Raw genomic sequence first — 14,235 nt, forward strand, 5'->3', positions numbered from 1 at the left:
GAGCTGAAGTCTGCAAATCACTCACTAACCGGTTGTAAGTTATTAAGAAACATCTGAATTTCTGGGGATAATACTTCCCGCTTTTTACTACCAGGATGCTCAAGAATCACTTCACCGGTAAGATTACATAAGGAAATGACATCCTGCTCGGAATCGGTGGTGGCGATAAATAAGGTCGGGCTTTGCTTCAGCCGACGTTTCATCACCAGATGACCGATTAAATTCTGCTGCAAACGCGTAAAATCCTCTTCACTCCACACCTGCAACAACGTAATGCCCTGCTGCTGAAAACGGGCTGCCATATCGCCCGCAAACTGCGTGGTGTAAAACGCGGTAATTTCGGGCCTGAGTTCAATCTCCAGCCCCTGCTCAATCGCAGCCAGCGACGCAGGTAAGGTAAAGGGTTGCGGCTGCCACAGGATACGGTCATCTAACGTGGTCTGGATGCAGGGCGAAGGAATGCCAAACAGCTCGCTGCTCGCAGGTAAATGGCCGGTGCTCTGTCGCCATTCGGCACAATAACGGTCGGTAAAATCGCGCAGAGCATCTACGGTTTGCTGCATCATTCATCTTCTCGCTTCTGATGGGTTACACTTAGCCACTTTGATGGATTTTAGTGGTAACCGTTATGTCTACTGAACAACAGGATCAGGCGTTAAGCGGCCTGACCTTAGGTAAACCCACGGCCTATGTCGAGCATTACGACAACTCGCTGCTGCAGGCGGTGCCGCGCAGTCTGAATCGCGAGCCGCTGGGGTTGTTTCCCGATAACCTGCCTTTTCATGGCGCAGATATCTGGACGCTGTACGAACTCTCCTGGCTCAACAGCAAAGGTGTGCCGCAGGTGGCGGTTGGCGAAGTGGTGCTGAACGCCGCGAGCCGCAATCTTATCGAGTCAAAGAGCTTTAAGCTCTATCTTAACAGTTTTAATCAGACGGTTTTCGCCGACTGGGGTGACGTGCGCCAGACGCTGGAGCGCGATCTCAGCGCCTGTGCCGAGGGTGAAGTCAGTGTGGCGTTATTTCGTCTCAGCGAAATCGAAGGCCAGCCGATTGGTCATTTCAGCGGCGACCTGATTGACGAGCAGGATATCGAAATCCGTGATTACGCGTTTAACGCCGAGCACCTCGCGCAGGCCGCCGGTCATGAGATGGTTGAAGAAACGCTGGTCAGCCATGTGCTGAAATCCAACTGTCTGATCACCCATCAGCCAGACTGGGGTTCCGTGATGATTCGCTATAAAGGCCCACGCATTGATCGGGAAGCCCTGTTGCGATATCTGGTCTCTTTCCGCCAGCACAATGAGTTCCACGAGCAGTGCGTTGAGCGAATTTTCAATGATATCCAACGCTTTTGCCAGCCAGAAGCCTTAACCGTGTATGCCCGCTACACCCGACGCGGCGGTCTGGATATCAACCCGTGGCGCAGCAACGTGCCTTTCTCTCCAGGGTTTTCCCGCCTGGTCCGCCAGTAACAGATTGCGAGACGCCTCGCAGGCCGCAGCATGGATGCGCGGTTCCACTTGAGCATTCACTGCAGACAAGGCTACTCTGTCAAAGGCGCGGGCGGAAACCGTGCGCGACCAGGGATATTCGTCACTGTGCTCAGACAGTTAGCAGCACAGCGTCATCAGTCACGCGCTTGCGTGTAAAGGAGTTCTCTTGATTACTCACATTAGCCCTCTTGGCTCCATGGATCTGCTTTCCCAGCTGGAAGTCGATATGCTGAAGCAAACCGCCAGCAGCGACCTGTACCAGCTGTTTCGCAACTGTTCACTCGCGGTGCTCAATTCAGGTAGTCAGACCGACAGTAGTCATGAACTGCTTTCCCGCTTTCAGAGCTTTGATATCAACGTGTTGCGCCGCGAACGTGGCGTGAAACTTGAACTGATTAACCCGCCGGAAGACGCCTTTGTCGATGGGCGCATTATTCGCTCGTTGCAGGCCAACCTGTTTGCCGTACTGCGCGACATCCTGTTTGTTAACGGTCAGCTCTCTGCTGCCGAACGTTTTCAGGATCTGGATGCCGAGGATTCCGCGCAAATCACTAATCTGGTCTTTTCGATCCTGCGCAACGCCCGCGCGCTGCACGTCGGCGAATATCCGAATACCGTGGTGTGCTGGGGCGGCCACTCCATCAACGCCGTGGAATACCAATACTGCCGTAACGTCGGGACGCAGCTGGGTCTGCGTGAGCTGAACATCTGTACCGGTTGTGGACCGGGAGTGATGGAAGCCCCGATGAAGGGGGCAGCCGTCGGACACGCGCAGCAGCGCTATCGTGACAGCCGCTTTATTGGCCTGACTGAACCGTCCATCATTGCCGCCGAGCCGCCGAATCCACTGGTGAATGAATTGATCATCATGCCGGATATCGAAAAGCGCCTCGAAGCCTTTGTGCGTATCGCCCACGGTATCATTATTTTCCCTGGCGGCGTCGGTACCGCTGAAGAGTTGTTGTATCTGCTCGGCATTCTGATGAACCCGCATAACAGCGATCAGGTGTTGCCGCTGATCCTGACCGGGCCAAAGGAAAGCGCAGACTATTTCCGCGTTCTGGATGATTTTATTGTCAGCACGCTGGGCGAGGATGCACGCAAACACTACAAAATCATCATTGATGATGCTGCCGAAGTCGCACGTCTGATGAGGAAAGCGATGCCGCAGGTGAAAGAATATCGTCGTGAAACTGGCGATGCCTACAGCTTTAACTGGTCGATTCGTATTGTGCCGGACCTGCAACTGCCGTTCCTGCCCACACACGAAAACATGGCTAACCTGAATCTGTACACCAACCAGCCAGCGGAAAAACTGGCCGCGGATTTGCGTCGTGCCTTCTCTGGCATTGTCGCGGGCAACGTGAAAGAAGTGGGTATTCGCGAAATCCGCGAGAAGGGTCCGTATAAGCTGCACGGCGATCCGGACATTATGCATCGCATGGATGAACTGCTACAGGGCTTTGTGGCCCAGCACCGCATGAAGCTGCCGGGCACCGCATACATCCCCTGCTACGAAATCATCAAATAACTCAGGAAGGCAGCCTGCGGGCTGCCGCTATCATCATGTCTTTTCATCTTCTTATTGTTGATGCCCTGAACCTGATCCGTCGTTTGCATGCCGTTCAGGGCACGCCGTGCCGCGACGCCTGTGTTGCTGCACTCCATCAACTGCTGGGCCATACCCGCCCGACCCATGCGGTGGCGGTGTTTGATAGCGCCACACGTCAGCCCGGCTGGCGTCATCAGTTACTGCCGGACTATAAAGCCGGTCGCCCACCGATGCCCGACGATTTGCAGCAGGAAATGCCCGCCATCCAGCAGGCGTTTCAGGCGGCAGGCGTGAATTGCTGGATTGCCGATCAGGATGAAGCCGACGATCTGGCTGCCACGCTGGCGGTAAAAATGGCGGATGCCGGGCATCAGGCAACCATTGTCTCCACCGACAAAGGTTACTGCCAGCTGCTGGCGCCCAATATCCAGATTCGTGATTATTTCCAGAAACGCTGGCTGGATATGCCGTTTATTGAACAGGAGTTTGGCGTAGCGCCTGCGCAGCTCGTGGATTACTGGGGATTGTGCGGCATCAGCAGCAGCAAAATTCCGGGCGTCGCGGGCATCGGGCCGAAAAGTGCGCGGGAACTGCTGTTGCAGTTTGGCTCACTGGAAGCGATTTATCAGCAGTGGGATCAGGTGCCGCCGAAGTGGCAGGGGAAATTGCAGGCGAATCGGCAAATGGCGGAAATATGTCGTCAGGTTGCCACGCTGAAGCAGGATTTAACGTTACAGGGGAATCTGAACACGCTGAGATATAAGCCCTGAGCGCCTGCCCAGCCATCCAGCAAAGTTAACCAGGCGCGCGACTAACGCGCCTGCAATACCAACGTTGAAGGAGGATTTAGCGCTCGTCGCGACGACCACCTACCGCGGCCCAGATACGGCGCACATGCACGGTGATCTCTTCACGATCGTGATACAGCTGACGTGCCTGAATCTGCGCATTAATGCCGTGCTCTTTCAGGGTGGCATCGATCATCGCCAGATTCTGCGTCACTTCTTCATAGCGCTTTTTCATCGGCAGCTTAAGGTTGAAAATCGCTTCCCGACACCAGCCATTCACCAGCCATTCGCTCATCAGGCTGGCTACGCGCACCGGTTTCTCCACCATGTCGCAAACCACCCAACTGATGTTGCTACGCGGTGGACGGAATCTGAAGCCATCTTCACGGCAGTGCGTCACCTGGCCGGTATCCATCAGGCTCGGCGCCATCGGGCCGTTATCCACCGCATAAACCATCATGCTGCGTTTCACCAGCTGATAGGTCCAGCCGCCGGGACAGGCGCCGAGATCCACAGCCCACATTCCGCTGCCCAGGCGTTCATCCCATTCATCCGCCGGGATAAAGACGTGAAACGCCTCTTCCAGCTTCAGGGTGGAGCGGCTTGGCGCATCTGACGGGAATTTCAGACGCGGAATGCCCATATAGAACGGGGAATTATTCTGCGGCAACGAATAGCCGACATAACAGGTGCCCGGCGCGATAAAGAACACATGCACCACCGGACGTTTCGGGCTTTCGTAATTCAGCAGAATCCCGCTTTCACGCAGGCTGGCACGCAGTGGCACGGTAAACTTACGGCAGAATTTAGTCAGCTCTTTGGCTTCGTTAGTATCCGGCACTTCAACACGCAGTTCGCCGCCCTTCTCCACCACACCGGTCAGCATACCGGCAATCGGTGAGATACGATCTTCCGACGGCAGGTCGCGCAGCAGTTCACCCACCACCACCATCTGGCGGGCAAAAATCAGCTCCGCAAACGGCAGCTGGCTGATCAGCTTCTCCGCATCTTCCTGCTGATAGCATTCAAACAACACATAGCCCGCGTCGTCTTTCACGCGCGGGAAACCGTAGATTTCACGCTCTGCGGCTTTAGCACTGATCTCTGCCGCACACTCTTTCTCAAATCCCGGACGGCAATAGAGTAAAACTTTATTCATGGCGATCTGCCTTTCGTTTCAGACGCAGTGCGCCAATCAACATCAAGAACCAGCCAATCAGGAAGCCGAAGCCGCCGACTGGCGTGACAAAAACCCAAAACTTCAGATGCGACAGCGCCAGACAATAAAGGCTGCCACTGAACAACACCGTTCCCAGCGCCAGCGCGGCGCTGCTCCAGTAAAACCAGATATTGGCGCGGCGCAGCATGGCTGACGCGAGGCCAATAATCGCCAGCGTATGGTATGCCTGATACTCAAGGCCGGTATGAATCCACGCCATCTCGGCCGGGCCGAGAGATTTGCTCAGCACATGAGCACCAAAAGCACCAAAGGCCACCAGCGTGAAGCCGCTGATGGCCGCAAATATAAACATGGCACGACTGGACATCTAACAATCCTCAAGGTGAATACGCACGTCACTGTGCAACAATCAACGCGTTAGTGATCGTAACGAAAACGAAATTTTTCTTGTTCGCTTGCGGCTTTGGCCAGGATCCACTGTCGAAAGGCGGCTATTTTACCCAGTTCTGCCTGGCTGTCATGACAAACCAAATAAAAAGCATTTTTACTGACCAGTACGTCATTAAAAGGACAGACCAGACGACCAGCCTCGATTTCGCTCTGCGCCATCACATTATTAGCCAGCGCAACGCCCTGGCCGTGGATCGCCGCCTGCAACACCATGGCGCTGTGGCTGAAAATCGGACCCTGCTGCACGTTAATGTGCTGCAAGCCTAGCTGACGAGTGTAGGATTGCCAGTCACGCCGCGAGGCATCATGTAGCAGCGTAAAGTGCCCCAAATCAGCCTGTGATTTCAGCGGATGGTCGCCGGTTAACAGCAACGGTGAACAGACGGGCAATAAATATTCGGCGTAGAGTTTTTCCACCCGCAGCCCCGGCCAGTTGCCACGACCATAGAAAATCGCCACATCGACATCATCCGCCAGTTTCTCTTCATCACGGTCGACCGCCTGGATACGCACATCGATGCCCGGATAAGCTGTATTAAAGCTGGAAAGGCGCGGCACCAGCCACTGAATGGCGAAGCTCGGCAGCAGACTGACGGTGAGTGCGCCTTTGGCGCTGCGTGCCTGCAATTTGCGTGTAGCGTCGTTGAGCGCGGAGAAAATCTCCTTAATATCCAGATAGTAGCTTTGTCCTTCTTCCGTCAGCAAAAGCGAACGATTCCTCCGGCGAAAGAGCTTAAGACCGAGAAAATCTTCCAGAGATTTAATCTGATGGCTGACAGCTGCCTGGGTAACAAACAGTTCTTCAGCGGCTTTGGTGAAGCTCAGATGACGCGCAGCGGCATCAAAGACGCGTAAAGCATTCAGCGGGGGAAGGCGTTTTGACATGGTTTTCCGTATCCGGATCTACAGAGCAATACTGCAACTTATAAAAAGTCGTCACGTATTAGTTTTTTTAATCCGAGACATTATAAATTGTCCGTTGAGGAAGCTCCAGCAAATACCTATAGTTGCCGCACTTCCTAAGCCGGAACGAAAAGTTTTCTGAAATGTGCGCTAGTTCGCAGACTTTTGGGGAGCTTTTGGCTTGTGGTCGTGATGTTGTGTTTGCATTTTGATCTGACGATTGCAGATCAAGCTTTTAATTCCTGTAGATTTACCCTGTCTGTCCATAGTGATTTTAAATAGCACCGCAATTTGCGGTGCTTTTTTTTATCTTTCGCTTACTGCCCCATCTCAACCATCTCTTTGACATCCGAGCGGTTAATCTGCTGCATGTTGCCATTGGCATCTTTATAGCTGATCATACCGGTATCATCGTCAACTTTAGGTTTGCCAGCAGCAACAATCGTGCGGCCATCATTGGTATGCATCACATAATTGCTTGAACAGGCAGCCAGGGTAAAGGCCATGGTACACACGGCCAGCACTGCGGCGAGTTTTTTCATCTTCTATCTCCTTGCAGATTGATTGCATCAAACCACCCGCGGACGCTGACCAGAGGCAGCTGAAAAAAGTGAAATCGACTGGTAAAGGTCGATTCATAATGCGGGTTTTGGTTTAAACCTTGCATTAATTAGCATAACGCGCTTTTCCAGCTTTGCCAGGCAATTGACCGGCTTTCAGTCTGGTCCTAAATTCATCACAACAGGCCGGGTATGACCATTTTTACTCCTACCGCTTTCCGCCAGCAGTTTCCTGCGCTGGCCGATGCCGGTGTCTATCTCGACAGCGCCGCCACCGCCCTGAAGCCGCTGGCGGTGATTGAAGCCACGCAGCAGTTCTATTCGCTCAGCGCCGGTACTGTGCATCGCAGCCAGTTTGCCGCCGCCCGCGCGCTGACTGAGCAGTACGAGCAGGCACGCGGCCTGGTGGCGCGCTGGCTGAATGCTGCGGACGACCGACAGATTGTCTGGACGCGCGGCACCACCGAAGCCATCAATCTGGTGGCGCACAGCTGGCTGGCCCCGCGTTTACAGGCGGGGGATGAGATCCTGGTCAGCGAGGCGGAACATCATGCCAACCTGGTGCCCTGGCTGATGGTGGCAGAGGCCACAGGCGCGAAAGTGGTGAAATGGCCGCTGGGCGCCGATCGCCTGCCCGATATCCAGCTGCTGCCAGGCTTACTCAACCCACGCACCCGGCTGCTGGCGATCGGCCAAATGTCGAATGTCACGGGCGGTTGCCCGGATCTGGCGCAGGCCATTCAGCTGGCACATGCGGTGGGCGCCAAAGTGATGGTCGATGGCGCGCAGGGCGTGGTGCATTGCGCCCCGGATGTACAGGCGCAGGATATCGATTTTTACGCGTTCTCCGGCCATAAATTATATGGCCCCATGGGCATCGGCGTGTTGTATGGCAAAGCTGAGCTGCTGGAAGCTATGTCACCCTGGCAGGGGGGCGGCAAAATGCTGACGCAGGTGGATTTCAGCGGTTTCACGCCGCAGCCGGTGCCGTGGCGATTTGAAGCTGGCACGCCGAACGTGGCGGGGGTAATTGGTCTGAGCGCCGCGCTCCAGTGGCTTAGCCAGCATCACGCAGAAAAGATGGAGATGTGGAGCCAGCAGCTGGCCAGCCTGGCGGAAGAACAGCTGAGCGAGCTACCCGGCTTTCGCAGTTTTCGCTGCGGCAACAGCAGCCTGCTGGCGTTTGATATGGCCGGTATCCACCACAGTGATATCGTCACGCTGCTGGCGGAGCATGGCATCGCGCTGCGCGCCGGTCAGCATTGCGCGCAGCCGCTGATGGCGGCATTGGGCGTCACTGGCACGCTGCGTGTCTCCTTCGCCCCCTATAATAACCTGCAGGACGTGGACGCGCTGGTGCGCGCCATGCACAGCGCCGTGGATTTACTGAGTGAGTAACGCTATGAGCACACCCCTTCTCGCCCCTCACCCGTTTGGCGACCTGATCACTGAAGCCAGCCTGACGGAAAAGTTTGCCCATTTTCATCAGTGGGAAGATCGTTATCGCCAGCTGATCCAGCTGAGCCGTCAACTGCCAGCGTTAGCCGAGGATCTGAAAACTGCGGAGATCGAGCTGAGCGGCTGTGAAAACCGCGTCTGGCTGAGCAGCCAGCTACAAAACAACGGCACGCTGCATTTCTATGGCGACAGTGAAGGACGTATCGTGCGCGGTCTGCTGGCGGTGCTGCTCACCGCTGTAGAAGGGAAAACGCCAGCGGCCCTGCTGCAACAGGACCCACTGGCGTTATTTGATACGCTTGGGCTGCGCGCGCAGCTCAGTGCCTCACGCAGCAGCGGTTTGCAGGCGCTGGCGGACGCGGTTCAACGCGCCGCACGTCAGCACGCTTAAGCCGCCTGACGCGTCGCGCGGGCGAGAAACTTTTTCAGCGCGTGCGACACGGCGATAAAGCCAAAGGTCGCAGTCACCATGGTGGCTGCGCCAAAACCCGCCGCGCAATCCATCCGTTTCGGGCCTTCTGCGGTACTGCGTGAGGCACAGACGCTGCCATCCGGTTGCGGATAAACCAGTGCCTCGGTGGAAAACACGCAGTCGATGCCCAGTTTTCCTTTACTGTTTTTCTTCACGCCGAAATCACTTTTCAGGCGCTCGCGCAATTTCGCTGCCAGCGGATCCTGAATGGTTTTGGCCAGATCGCTGACCTGGATCTGCGTCGGATCGATCTGTCCACCCGCGCCACCGGTGGTGATCAATGGAATCTTGTTACGACGACACCAGGCAATCAGCGCCGCTTTTGGCCGCACGCTATCAATCGCGTCGATCACATAATCGAAGCCGACCGGCAACAGCTCGGCGGTATTCTCCGGCGTGATGAAATCATCAATGCAGATCACGGTGCATTCCGGGTTGATGGCACGGATACGTTCGGCCATCACCTCGGTTTTCGCCTGCCCCACTTTGCCCTGCAACGCGTGAATTTGTCGGTTGGTGTTGGTGATACAGACATCGTCCATATCGATCAGGGTAATTTTTCCAATGCCGGTGCGCGCCAGCGCTTCAGCAGCCCAGGAGCCGACACCACCAATGCCAATCACACAAAAATGGGCGTCAGCAAAACGCTGTAACGCATCCTGCCCATACAGACGCGCCGTGCCGCCAAAGCGTTGCCGCCAGGCGTCGCTAACCACTGTCATAACAAACCTTATTGGTCGTGCGGGCCGCGTGGCCCGCAGAGAAGAATCAGTTAGAACCTAACAACATCGAACCATTATTGCCGTTTTGCGGATTGCTGAACAGCGGCTGACCGGCTCCCGGTGCGGATTTCAGCACCCAGACGCGGCCATAATGGTTGTAGAAACCGGCCAGATGCGCGGCATCGGGACCCACACCCTGATAGATGTCGAAATGCTGGCCTTTAATCGCGCCACCAACATCCAGCGCCACCATCAGGCGCATTTCATATTTACCGTTAAACTTGCCCTTCTCATTCAGCTGCGGCACTTCCGCCAGCAGCGCCGTTCCGGCGGGAATCAGCGATCTGTCGGATGCTACCGAGGCTTTGGCAATCAGCGGCACCGCGCTGGCACCCCGTACCGGCACATACTCCTCCGGTTTAAAGAATACGAAGGATTGGTTAGTTTCCAGCAGCGCGCGGACTTCCTGGGTCGAATGTTCCTGCGCCCACTGACGAATCGCCTGCATCGACATATCTTCACGCTTCACTTCACCACGGTCGATCAGTTCTTTACCGATGCTGTGGTATGCCCAGCCGTTTTTACCGCCGTAGCCGAAGAAACGCAGTGGCCGGCCATCGCCAAAATCAACGTAGCCGCTACCCTGGACGTCCATCATAAAGTTGTCGATTAACGAGTTGCTGTACGCAATAACATAGCGGTCATCGAGACCGCCGCTATAGATAGAAGCGCGGCTCGGTAATTTCTGCCCACTTCGGCGCGGTGGCATCCGGTAAATCGGGTACTGGAATTCACCCTGACGGGTATAACGCGCTTCGACAACCGGCGTGTAGTAGCCGGTGAACTGCACGTTGCCGTAATTATCGGTGCCTTCCATCTGATACGCATTAAGGCCGAACTGGCGCAGCTGACGGGTATCCCCGCCGGAGATCAGCCAGTTCTCAATGGCGCTGTAGGTACCGGTGTTACGGCCATACAGCGCGCCAGACGCCGACTGAATCTGGCGAACCTGATCGCCGAAGTCCTTACCATTGACCGGACGCCCTTTGGCATTCGGCTGGTTTACCAGCCCCAGCGGCTGATCCAGTTTGCCGTCAATATATTGCTGACCACGGTCGGTGGGCTTGGAACTACAACCCGCCAGAAGCGCGAGAAATGCGCCAGTAAGTGCATACTTCACACGATTTGCTTTCATGACCTTCTCTTTTTATCGATTGTTTGCACGGCGACGATAGCAAAGGGACAGACAGAATGAAATCCACTACCGAGCGCTGCGATCATATCTGTACATAAAATAACCGTAGCGTGGTTTTGTTCACCAACTGGCTGTAAATTTTGTGCTTTCTGTCAAAAAGAGGTTGCATCACAGCGCGCGCAGAGTATAGTGCGCATCCACGGACGCGGGGTGGAGCAGCCTGGTAGCTCGTCGGGCTCATAACCCGAAGGTCGTCGGTTCAAATCCGGCCCCCGCAACCAACTCTTCTTCCGTGAAGAGAGACAACGTGAAAAGTCGCACAGCGGCATCGGACGCGGGGTGGAGCAGCCTGGTAGCTCGTCGGGCTCATAACCCGAAGGTCGTCGGTTCAAATCCGGCCCCCGCAACCAACTCTTCTTTAGTGAAGAGCGAAAATGTGAAAAGTCGCACAGCGACAGACGGACGCGGGGTGGAGCAGCCTGGTAGCTCGTCGGGCTCATAACCCGAAGGTCGTCGGTTCAAATCCGGCCCCCGCAACCAATACAATAAACACCTTAACGGGTGTTTTTTTGTTTCTGGCGTCCGGCACTGGGCGGCCTCCCTGCCGCCATCCCTTAGCGATGCGCCAGCACCGCCCCCTTCTCAACATACGCCTTGATGCCATGCAGAATGGCTTCCGCCACCTGATGCTGATAGCGCGGCGTGCGCAGCTTGCGTTCTTCTTCCACATTACTGATAAACGCCGTCTCGACCAGAATCGACGGGATATCCGGCGCTTTCAGCACCGCAAAACCCGCCTGATCCACCGTACGTTTATGCAGATGATTGATGCGCCCCATACGCGACAGCACCTCTTTGCCAAACTTCAGGCTGTCGTGAATGGTCTGGCGCTGCACCATGTCAAACATGGTGTGGTCGAGATAGCGGTCGCCGCTCATGCTGACGCCGCCAATCAAATCCGACTCATTCTGGGTTTGCGCCAGAAAACGTGCCGCCGCCGAGGTTGCACCGCTGGTGGATAACGCGAACACCGAAGAACCGCGCGCGGCCCGGCTGGTAAAGGCATCGGCGTGAATCGACACGAACAAATCCGCGCGCTGCTTGCGGGCTTTCGCCACCCGTACCCGCAGCGGAATAAACACATCCTCGTTGCGCGTCATATAGGCTTTCATATTGGGTTCTTTGTCGATCAGCGCCTTCAGATAACGCCCCATCTTCAGCACGATATCTTTTTCGCGGGTTTTAAGTTTGCCGTGCGCGCCCGGATCTTCCCCGCCGTGCCCCGGATCGATCATGATAATAATCGGTCGATCGCGCCCGGCTTTACCCGGCAACGGGGCCTGCGCAGGCTGATCGCGATCCAGTTCGCCCTGATTGTAATCCTGGAGTAACGCCAGTAGCGGATCCTCTTCCGGCTGCTGCTGGCTGGGATAGAGATCCACCACCAGCCGGTGTTTGATGCCTGCCACCGGTGCTAAGGTGAAGGTACGGGGGGCGACGCTGCGCTTCAGCTCCAGCACGATACGTACCGTGTTGGGATCAAACTGGCCGACGCGCGCGGTTTTGATATAGGGATCGTCAACGCGCACCAGTTTATCGACACCTTTCAGTACCGGATTGATATGCAGATTTTTGATGTCGATGACCAGGCGATCGGGGTTGCTCAGGGTGAATTGCTTATATTGCAGCGGAACCGTAGATTCCAGCGTAACGCGCGAGTAGGTCGATGATGGCCAGATACGTACGGCAACGATATGGTGGCTGGCCGCCAGCCCGCTGCGGCTCACGCTCAGCAGCCATAAAGCGCCAGCGCCCTGTAACAATCGTCGTCGTGAAAAATAGGGATTTACTTCGGACATGCCGCTCCAGCTACTGTGTAATGTCTAAAATATCGCCAGTTAAGTAAAAGAAGATGAAAACTTTAGCCACTCCCTGGTGCCTTTTCACTTCGGAAAAGCCAGATAATGCAGTCTGTTAGCGCAGCTTGCATCAGGAAAATCGTAAAGTAACGTCAGGTCCGAGGCTTGCATTACGGCGCAATAAAGAATAAAAATACAAAAATTTCGAATAACCATTCACAGAGGGTTTGCCGTGAAGGAACGTAGTACTGAACTGGTTCAGGGTTTTCGCCATACCGTTCCCTATATAAATGCCCACCGTGGCAAGACCTTTGTCATCATGCTGGGTGGCGAGGCCATCGAGCATGACAACTTCTCCAGCATCGTTAACGATATCGGCCTGTTGCATAGTCTCGGCATACGCCTGGTGGTGGTTTACGGCGCCCGCCCGCAGATTGATGCCAGCATGGCGCAGCAGCAGCTGGAACCGATTTATCACAAACACACGCGCGTCACCGATGCCCAATCGCTGGAGCTGGTGAAGCAGGCGGCGGGTCGTCTGCAACTGGATATCACCGCGCGTCTGTCGATGAGCCTGAACAACACCCCGTTGCAGGGTGCGCATATTAATGTGGTGAGCGGCAACTTTATTATTGCCCAGCCGCTCGGCGTGGATGACGGTGTGGATTACTGCCACAGCGGACGTATCCGTCGTATTGACGAAGAAGCCATCCATCGTCAGCTGGATAATGGCGCGATCGTGCTGCTCGGCCCGGTTGCGGTTTCCGTTACTGGCGAGAGCTTCAACCTGACGTCAGAAGAAGTGGCTACCCAGCTGGCAATCAAACTCAAAGCGGAAAAAATGATTGGTTTCTGCTCCGAACAGGGTGTGACCAATCGCGACGGCGATATCATCTCCGAGCTGTTCCCCAACGATGCGCAGGCGCGTATCGACGAAATGGAAAGCGAAGGTGATTTTCTCTCCGGCACCGTACGTTTCCTGCGTGGTGCGGTGAAAGCCTGCCGCAGCGGCGTGCGTCGCAGCCATTTGATCAGCTATCAGGAAGATGGCGCGCTGTTGCAGGAGCTGTTCTCGCGTGACGGTATCGGTACGCAGATTGTTATGGAGTCCGCCGAGCAGATTCGTCGCGCCACCATCAACGATCTTGGCGGCATTCTGGAGCTGATTCGCCCGCTGGAACAGCAGGGGATCCTGGTACGCCGCTCACGAGAGCAGCTGGAGATGGAGATCGATAAATTCACCATTATCGAACGCGATAACCTGACCATTGCCTGTGCGGCGCTCTATCCATTCCCGGAAGAGCAGATTGGCGAAATGGCTTGCGTGGCGGTACATCCGGATTATCGCAGCTCGTCGCGGGGCGAAGCGCTGTTGCAGCGCGTCGCATTGCAGGCGCGGCAGATGGGTCTGAAAAAGCTGTTCGTGCTGACCACGCGCAGCATTCACTGGTTCCAGGAGCGCGGCTTTACGCCAGTGGATATTGAGTCGCTGCCGGAAAGCAAGAAGAAGATGTATAACTATCAGCGCCGTTCGAAGGTGTTGATGGCGGATTTGCGTTAGTTCGCAGCCAGGTCGCCATCAATGGCGGCCCTGCGCGTCT

Annotated in this window: 14 protein-coding genes and 3 tRNA genes; 9 read left to right on the top strand and 8 right to left on the bottom strand. The window is 55.6% G+C overall.

Annotated features, from left to right (window positions below; translation table 11 throughout):
- Positions 1–17 precede the first annotated feature (17 nt).
- Positions 18–566, bottom strand: coding sequence for a SecY-interacting protein (gene syd / locus AC6I8V_RS15885; RefSeq protein ID WP_497843190.1), 549 nt, complete (start codon positions 564–566; stop codon positions 18–20).
- 62 nt (positions 567–628) lie between these two features.
- Between syd and queF the strand changes: the two genes are divergently transcribed.
- The 3 genes from queF to xni all read left to right on the top strand — a co-directional run bounded on the left by queF (position 629) and on the right by xni (position 3,817).
- Entirely contained in the window at positions 629–1,474 is an 846-nt protein-coding gene (gene queF, locus AC6I8V_RS15890; RefSeq protein WP_497843191.1) for an NADPH-dependent 7-cyano-7-deazaguanine reductase QueF, read from the top strand.
- Positions 1,475–1,661: 187 nt separating this feature from the next.
- Positions 1,662–3,026, top strand: coding sequence for a nucleotide 5'-monophosphate nucleosidase PpnN (gene ppnN / locus AC6I8V_RS15895; RefSeq protein ID WP_497843192.1), 1,365 nt, complete (start codon positions 1,662–1,664; stop codon positions 3,024–3,026).
- A gap of 35 nt (positions 3,027–3,061) precedes the next feature.
- Positions 3,062–3,817 (top strand): flap endonuclease Xni, encoded by a 756-nt coding sequence (gene xni / locus AC6I8V_RS15900; protein ID WP_497843193.1) that lies wholly within the window; start codon positions 3,062–3,064, stop codon positions 3,815–3,817.
- A 76-nt stretch (positions 3,818–3,893) separates the two neighbouring features.
- Here the strand turns inward: xni and rlmM are convergent, their stop codons facing one another.
- From rlmM to AC6I8V_RS15920, 4 genes are all read right to left on the bottom strand, one after another.
- Positions 3,894–4,994, bottom strand: a complete 1,101-nt coding sequence (gene rlmM, locus AC6I8V_RS15905) for a 23S rRNA (cytidine(2498)-2'-O)-methyltransferase RlmM (protein WP_497843194.1) — start codon at positions 4,992–4,994, stop codon at positions 3,894–3,896.
- Complete coding sequence (locus AC6I8V_RS15910) at positions 4,987–5,382, bottom strand: DUF423 domain-containing protein (RefSeq protein ID WP_497843195.1); 396 nt, start codon at positions 5,380–5,382, stop codon at positions 4,987–4,989. The genes rlmM and AC6I8V_RS15910 overlap by 8 nt, the downstream gene beginning before the upstream one ends.
- Before the next feature lie 50 nt (positions 5,383–5,432).
- The gene (locus tag AC6I8V_RS15915) at positions 5,433–6,350 is read right to left on the bottom strand and encodes a transcriptional regulator GcvA (protein WP_497843196.1); all 918 of its coding nucleotides are present in this window, start codon (positions 6,348–6,350) and stop codon (positions 5,433–5,435) included.
- Between the two features lie 335 nt (positions 6,351–6,685).
- Positions 6,686–6,910: a YgdI/YgdR family lipoprotein gene (locus tag AC6I8V_RS15920; RefSeq protein ID WP_497843197.1), complete on the bottom strand. Its 225-nt coding sequence runs from the start codon at positions 6,908–6,910 to the stop codon at positions 6,686–6,688.
- 210 nt (positions 6,911–7,120) lie between these two features.
- On the opposite strand from AC6I8V_RS15920, the gene csdA reads away from it, so the two are divergent.
- Both csdA and csdE read left to right on the top strand, forming a co-directional pair.
- On the top strand, positions 7,121–8,326 hold the full coding sequence (gene csdA, locus AC6I8V_RS15925) for a cysteine desulfurase CsdA (RefSeq protein ID WP_497843198.1): 1,206 nt from the start codon (positions 7,121–7,123) through the stop codon (positions 8,324–8,326).
- A 4-nt stretch (positions 8,327–8,330) separates the two neighbouring features.
- Positions 8,331–8,777 carry a cysteine desulfurase sulfur acceptor subunit CsdE gene (csdE, locus tag AC6I8V_RS15930; protein ID WP_497843199.1) on the top strand — a complete coding sequence of 149 codons (447 nt, stop codon included), beginning with the start codon at positions 8,331–8,333 and terminating at the stop codon, positions 8,775–8,777.
- Here the strand turns inward: csdE and tcdA are convergent.
- Together tcdA and mltA are read right to left on the bottom strand one after the other, a co-directional pair.
- Positions 8,774–9,580, bottom strand: coding sequence for a tRNA cyclic N6-threonylcarbamoyladenosine(37) synthase TcdA (gene tcdA, locus AC6I8V_RS15935; RefSeq protein ID WP_497843200.1), 807 nt, complete (start codon positions 9,578–9,580; stop codon positions 8,774–8,776). The two genes, csdE and tcdA, sit on opposite strands and share 4 nt — an antisense overlap.
- A gap of 46 nt (positions 9,581–9,626) precedes the next feature.
- Positions 9,627–10,775, bottom strand: a complete 1,149-nt coding sequence (gene mltA, locus AC6I8V_RS15940) for a murein transglycosylase A (protein ID WP_497843201.1) — start codon at positions 10,773–10,775, stop codon at positions 9,627–9,629.
- Between the two features lie 204 nt (positions 10,776–10,979).
- Between mltA and AC6I8V_RS15945 the strand changes: the two genes are divergently transcribed.
- From AC6I8V_RS15945 to AC6I8V_RS15955, 3 genes are all read left to right on the top strand, one after another.
- Positions 10,980–11,056: transfer RNA gene (locus AC6I8V_RS15945), tRNA-Met, on the top strand.
- Between the two features lie 52 nt (positions 11,057–11,108).
- A tRNA-Met gene (locus AC6I8V_RS15950) sits at positions 11,109–11,185 on the top strand.
- Positions 11,186–11,238: 53 nt separating this feature from the next.
- Positions 11,239–11,315 (top strand) — tRNA-Met (locus tag AC6I8V_RS15955).
- A 74-nt stretch (positions 11,316–11,389) separates the two neighbouring features.
- On the opposite strand, the gene amiC is transcribed toward AC6I8V_RS15955, so the two are convergent.
- Positions 11,390–12,634: an N-acetylmuramoyl-L-alanine amidase AmiC gene (gene amiC / locus AC6I8V_RS15960; RefSeq protein WP_497843202.1), complete on the bottom strand. Its 1,245-nt coding sequence runs from the start codon at positions 12,632–12,634 to the stop codon at positions 11,390–11,392.
- A gap of 232 nt (positions 12,635–12,866) precedes the next feature.
- Here amiC and argA point away from each other — a divergent pair, with 232 nt between their 5' ends.
- Positions 12,867–14,195 carry an amino-acid N-acetyltransferase gene (gene argA / locus AC6I8V_RS15965; protein ID WP_497843203.1) on the top strand — a complete coding sequence of 443 codons (1,329 nt, stop codon included), beginning with the start codon at positions 12,867–12,869 and terminating at the stop codon, positions 14,193–14,195.
- Positions 14,196–14,235: the final 40 nt, after the last annotated feature.

It is taken from the genome of Pantoea sp. X-Soil-TKNS-1207 (genome assembly GCF_059730485.1).

What these genes read in the sequence shown, in the direction of transcription:
- syd (WP_497843190.1), bottom strand. Translation starts at nt 566, where the DNA reads ATGATGCAGCAAACCGTAGATGCTCTGCGCGATTTTACCGACCGTTAT.
- queF (WP_497843191.1), top strand. Translation starts at nt 629, where the DNA reads ATGTCTACTGAACAACAGGATCAGGCGTTAAGCGGCCTGACCTTAGGT.
- xni (WP_497843193.1), top strand. Translation starts at nt 3,062, where the DNA reads ATGTCTTTTCATCTTCTTATTGTTGATGCCCTGAACCTGATCCGTCGT.
- rlmM (WP_497843194.1), bottom strand. Translation starts at nt 4,994, where the DNA reads ATGAATAAAGTTTTACTCTATTGCCGTCCGGGATTTGAGAAAGAGTGT.
- AC6I8V_RS15910 (WP_497843195.1), bottom strand. Translation starts at nt 5,382, where the DNA reads ATGTCCAGTCGTGCCATGTTTATATTTGCGGCCATCAGCGGCTTCACG.
- AC6I8V_RS15915 (WP_497843196.1), bottom strand. Translation starts at nt 6,350, where the DNA reads ATGTCAAAACGCCTTCCCCCGCTGAATGCTTTACGCGTCTTTGATGCC.
- AC6I8V_RS15920 (WP_497843197.1), bottom strand. Translation starts at nt 6,910, where the DNA reads ATGAAAAAACTCGCCGCAGTGCTGGCCGTGTGTACCATGGCCTTTACC.
- csdA (WP_497843198.1), top strand. Translation starts at nt 7,121, where the DNA reads ATGACCATTTTTACTCCTACCGCTTTCCGCCAGCAGTTTCCTGCGCTG.
- csdE (WP_497843199.1), top strand. Translation starts at nt 8,331, where the DNA reads ATGAGCACACCCCTTCTCGCCCCTCACCCGTTTGGCGACCTGATCACT.
- tcdA (WP_497843200.1), bottom strand. Translation starts at nt 9,580, where the DNA reads ATGACAGTGGTTAGCGACGCCTGGCGGCAACGCTTTGGCGGCACGGCG.
- mltA (WP_497843201.1), bottom strand. Translation starts at nt 10,775, where the DNA reads ATGAAAGCAAATCGTGTGAAGTATGCACTTACTGGCGCATTTCTCGCG.
- amiC (WP_497843202.1), bottom strand. Translation starts at nt 12,634, where the DNA reads ATGTCCGAAGTAAATCCCTATTTTTCACGACGACGATTGTTACAGGGC.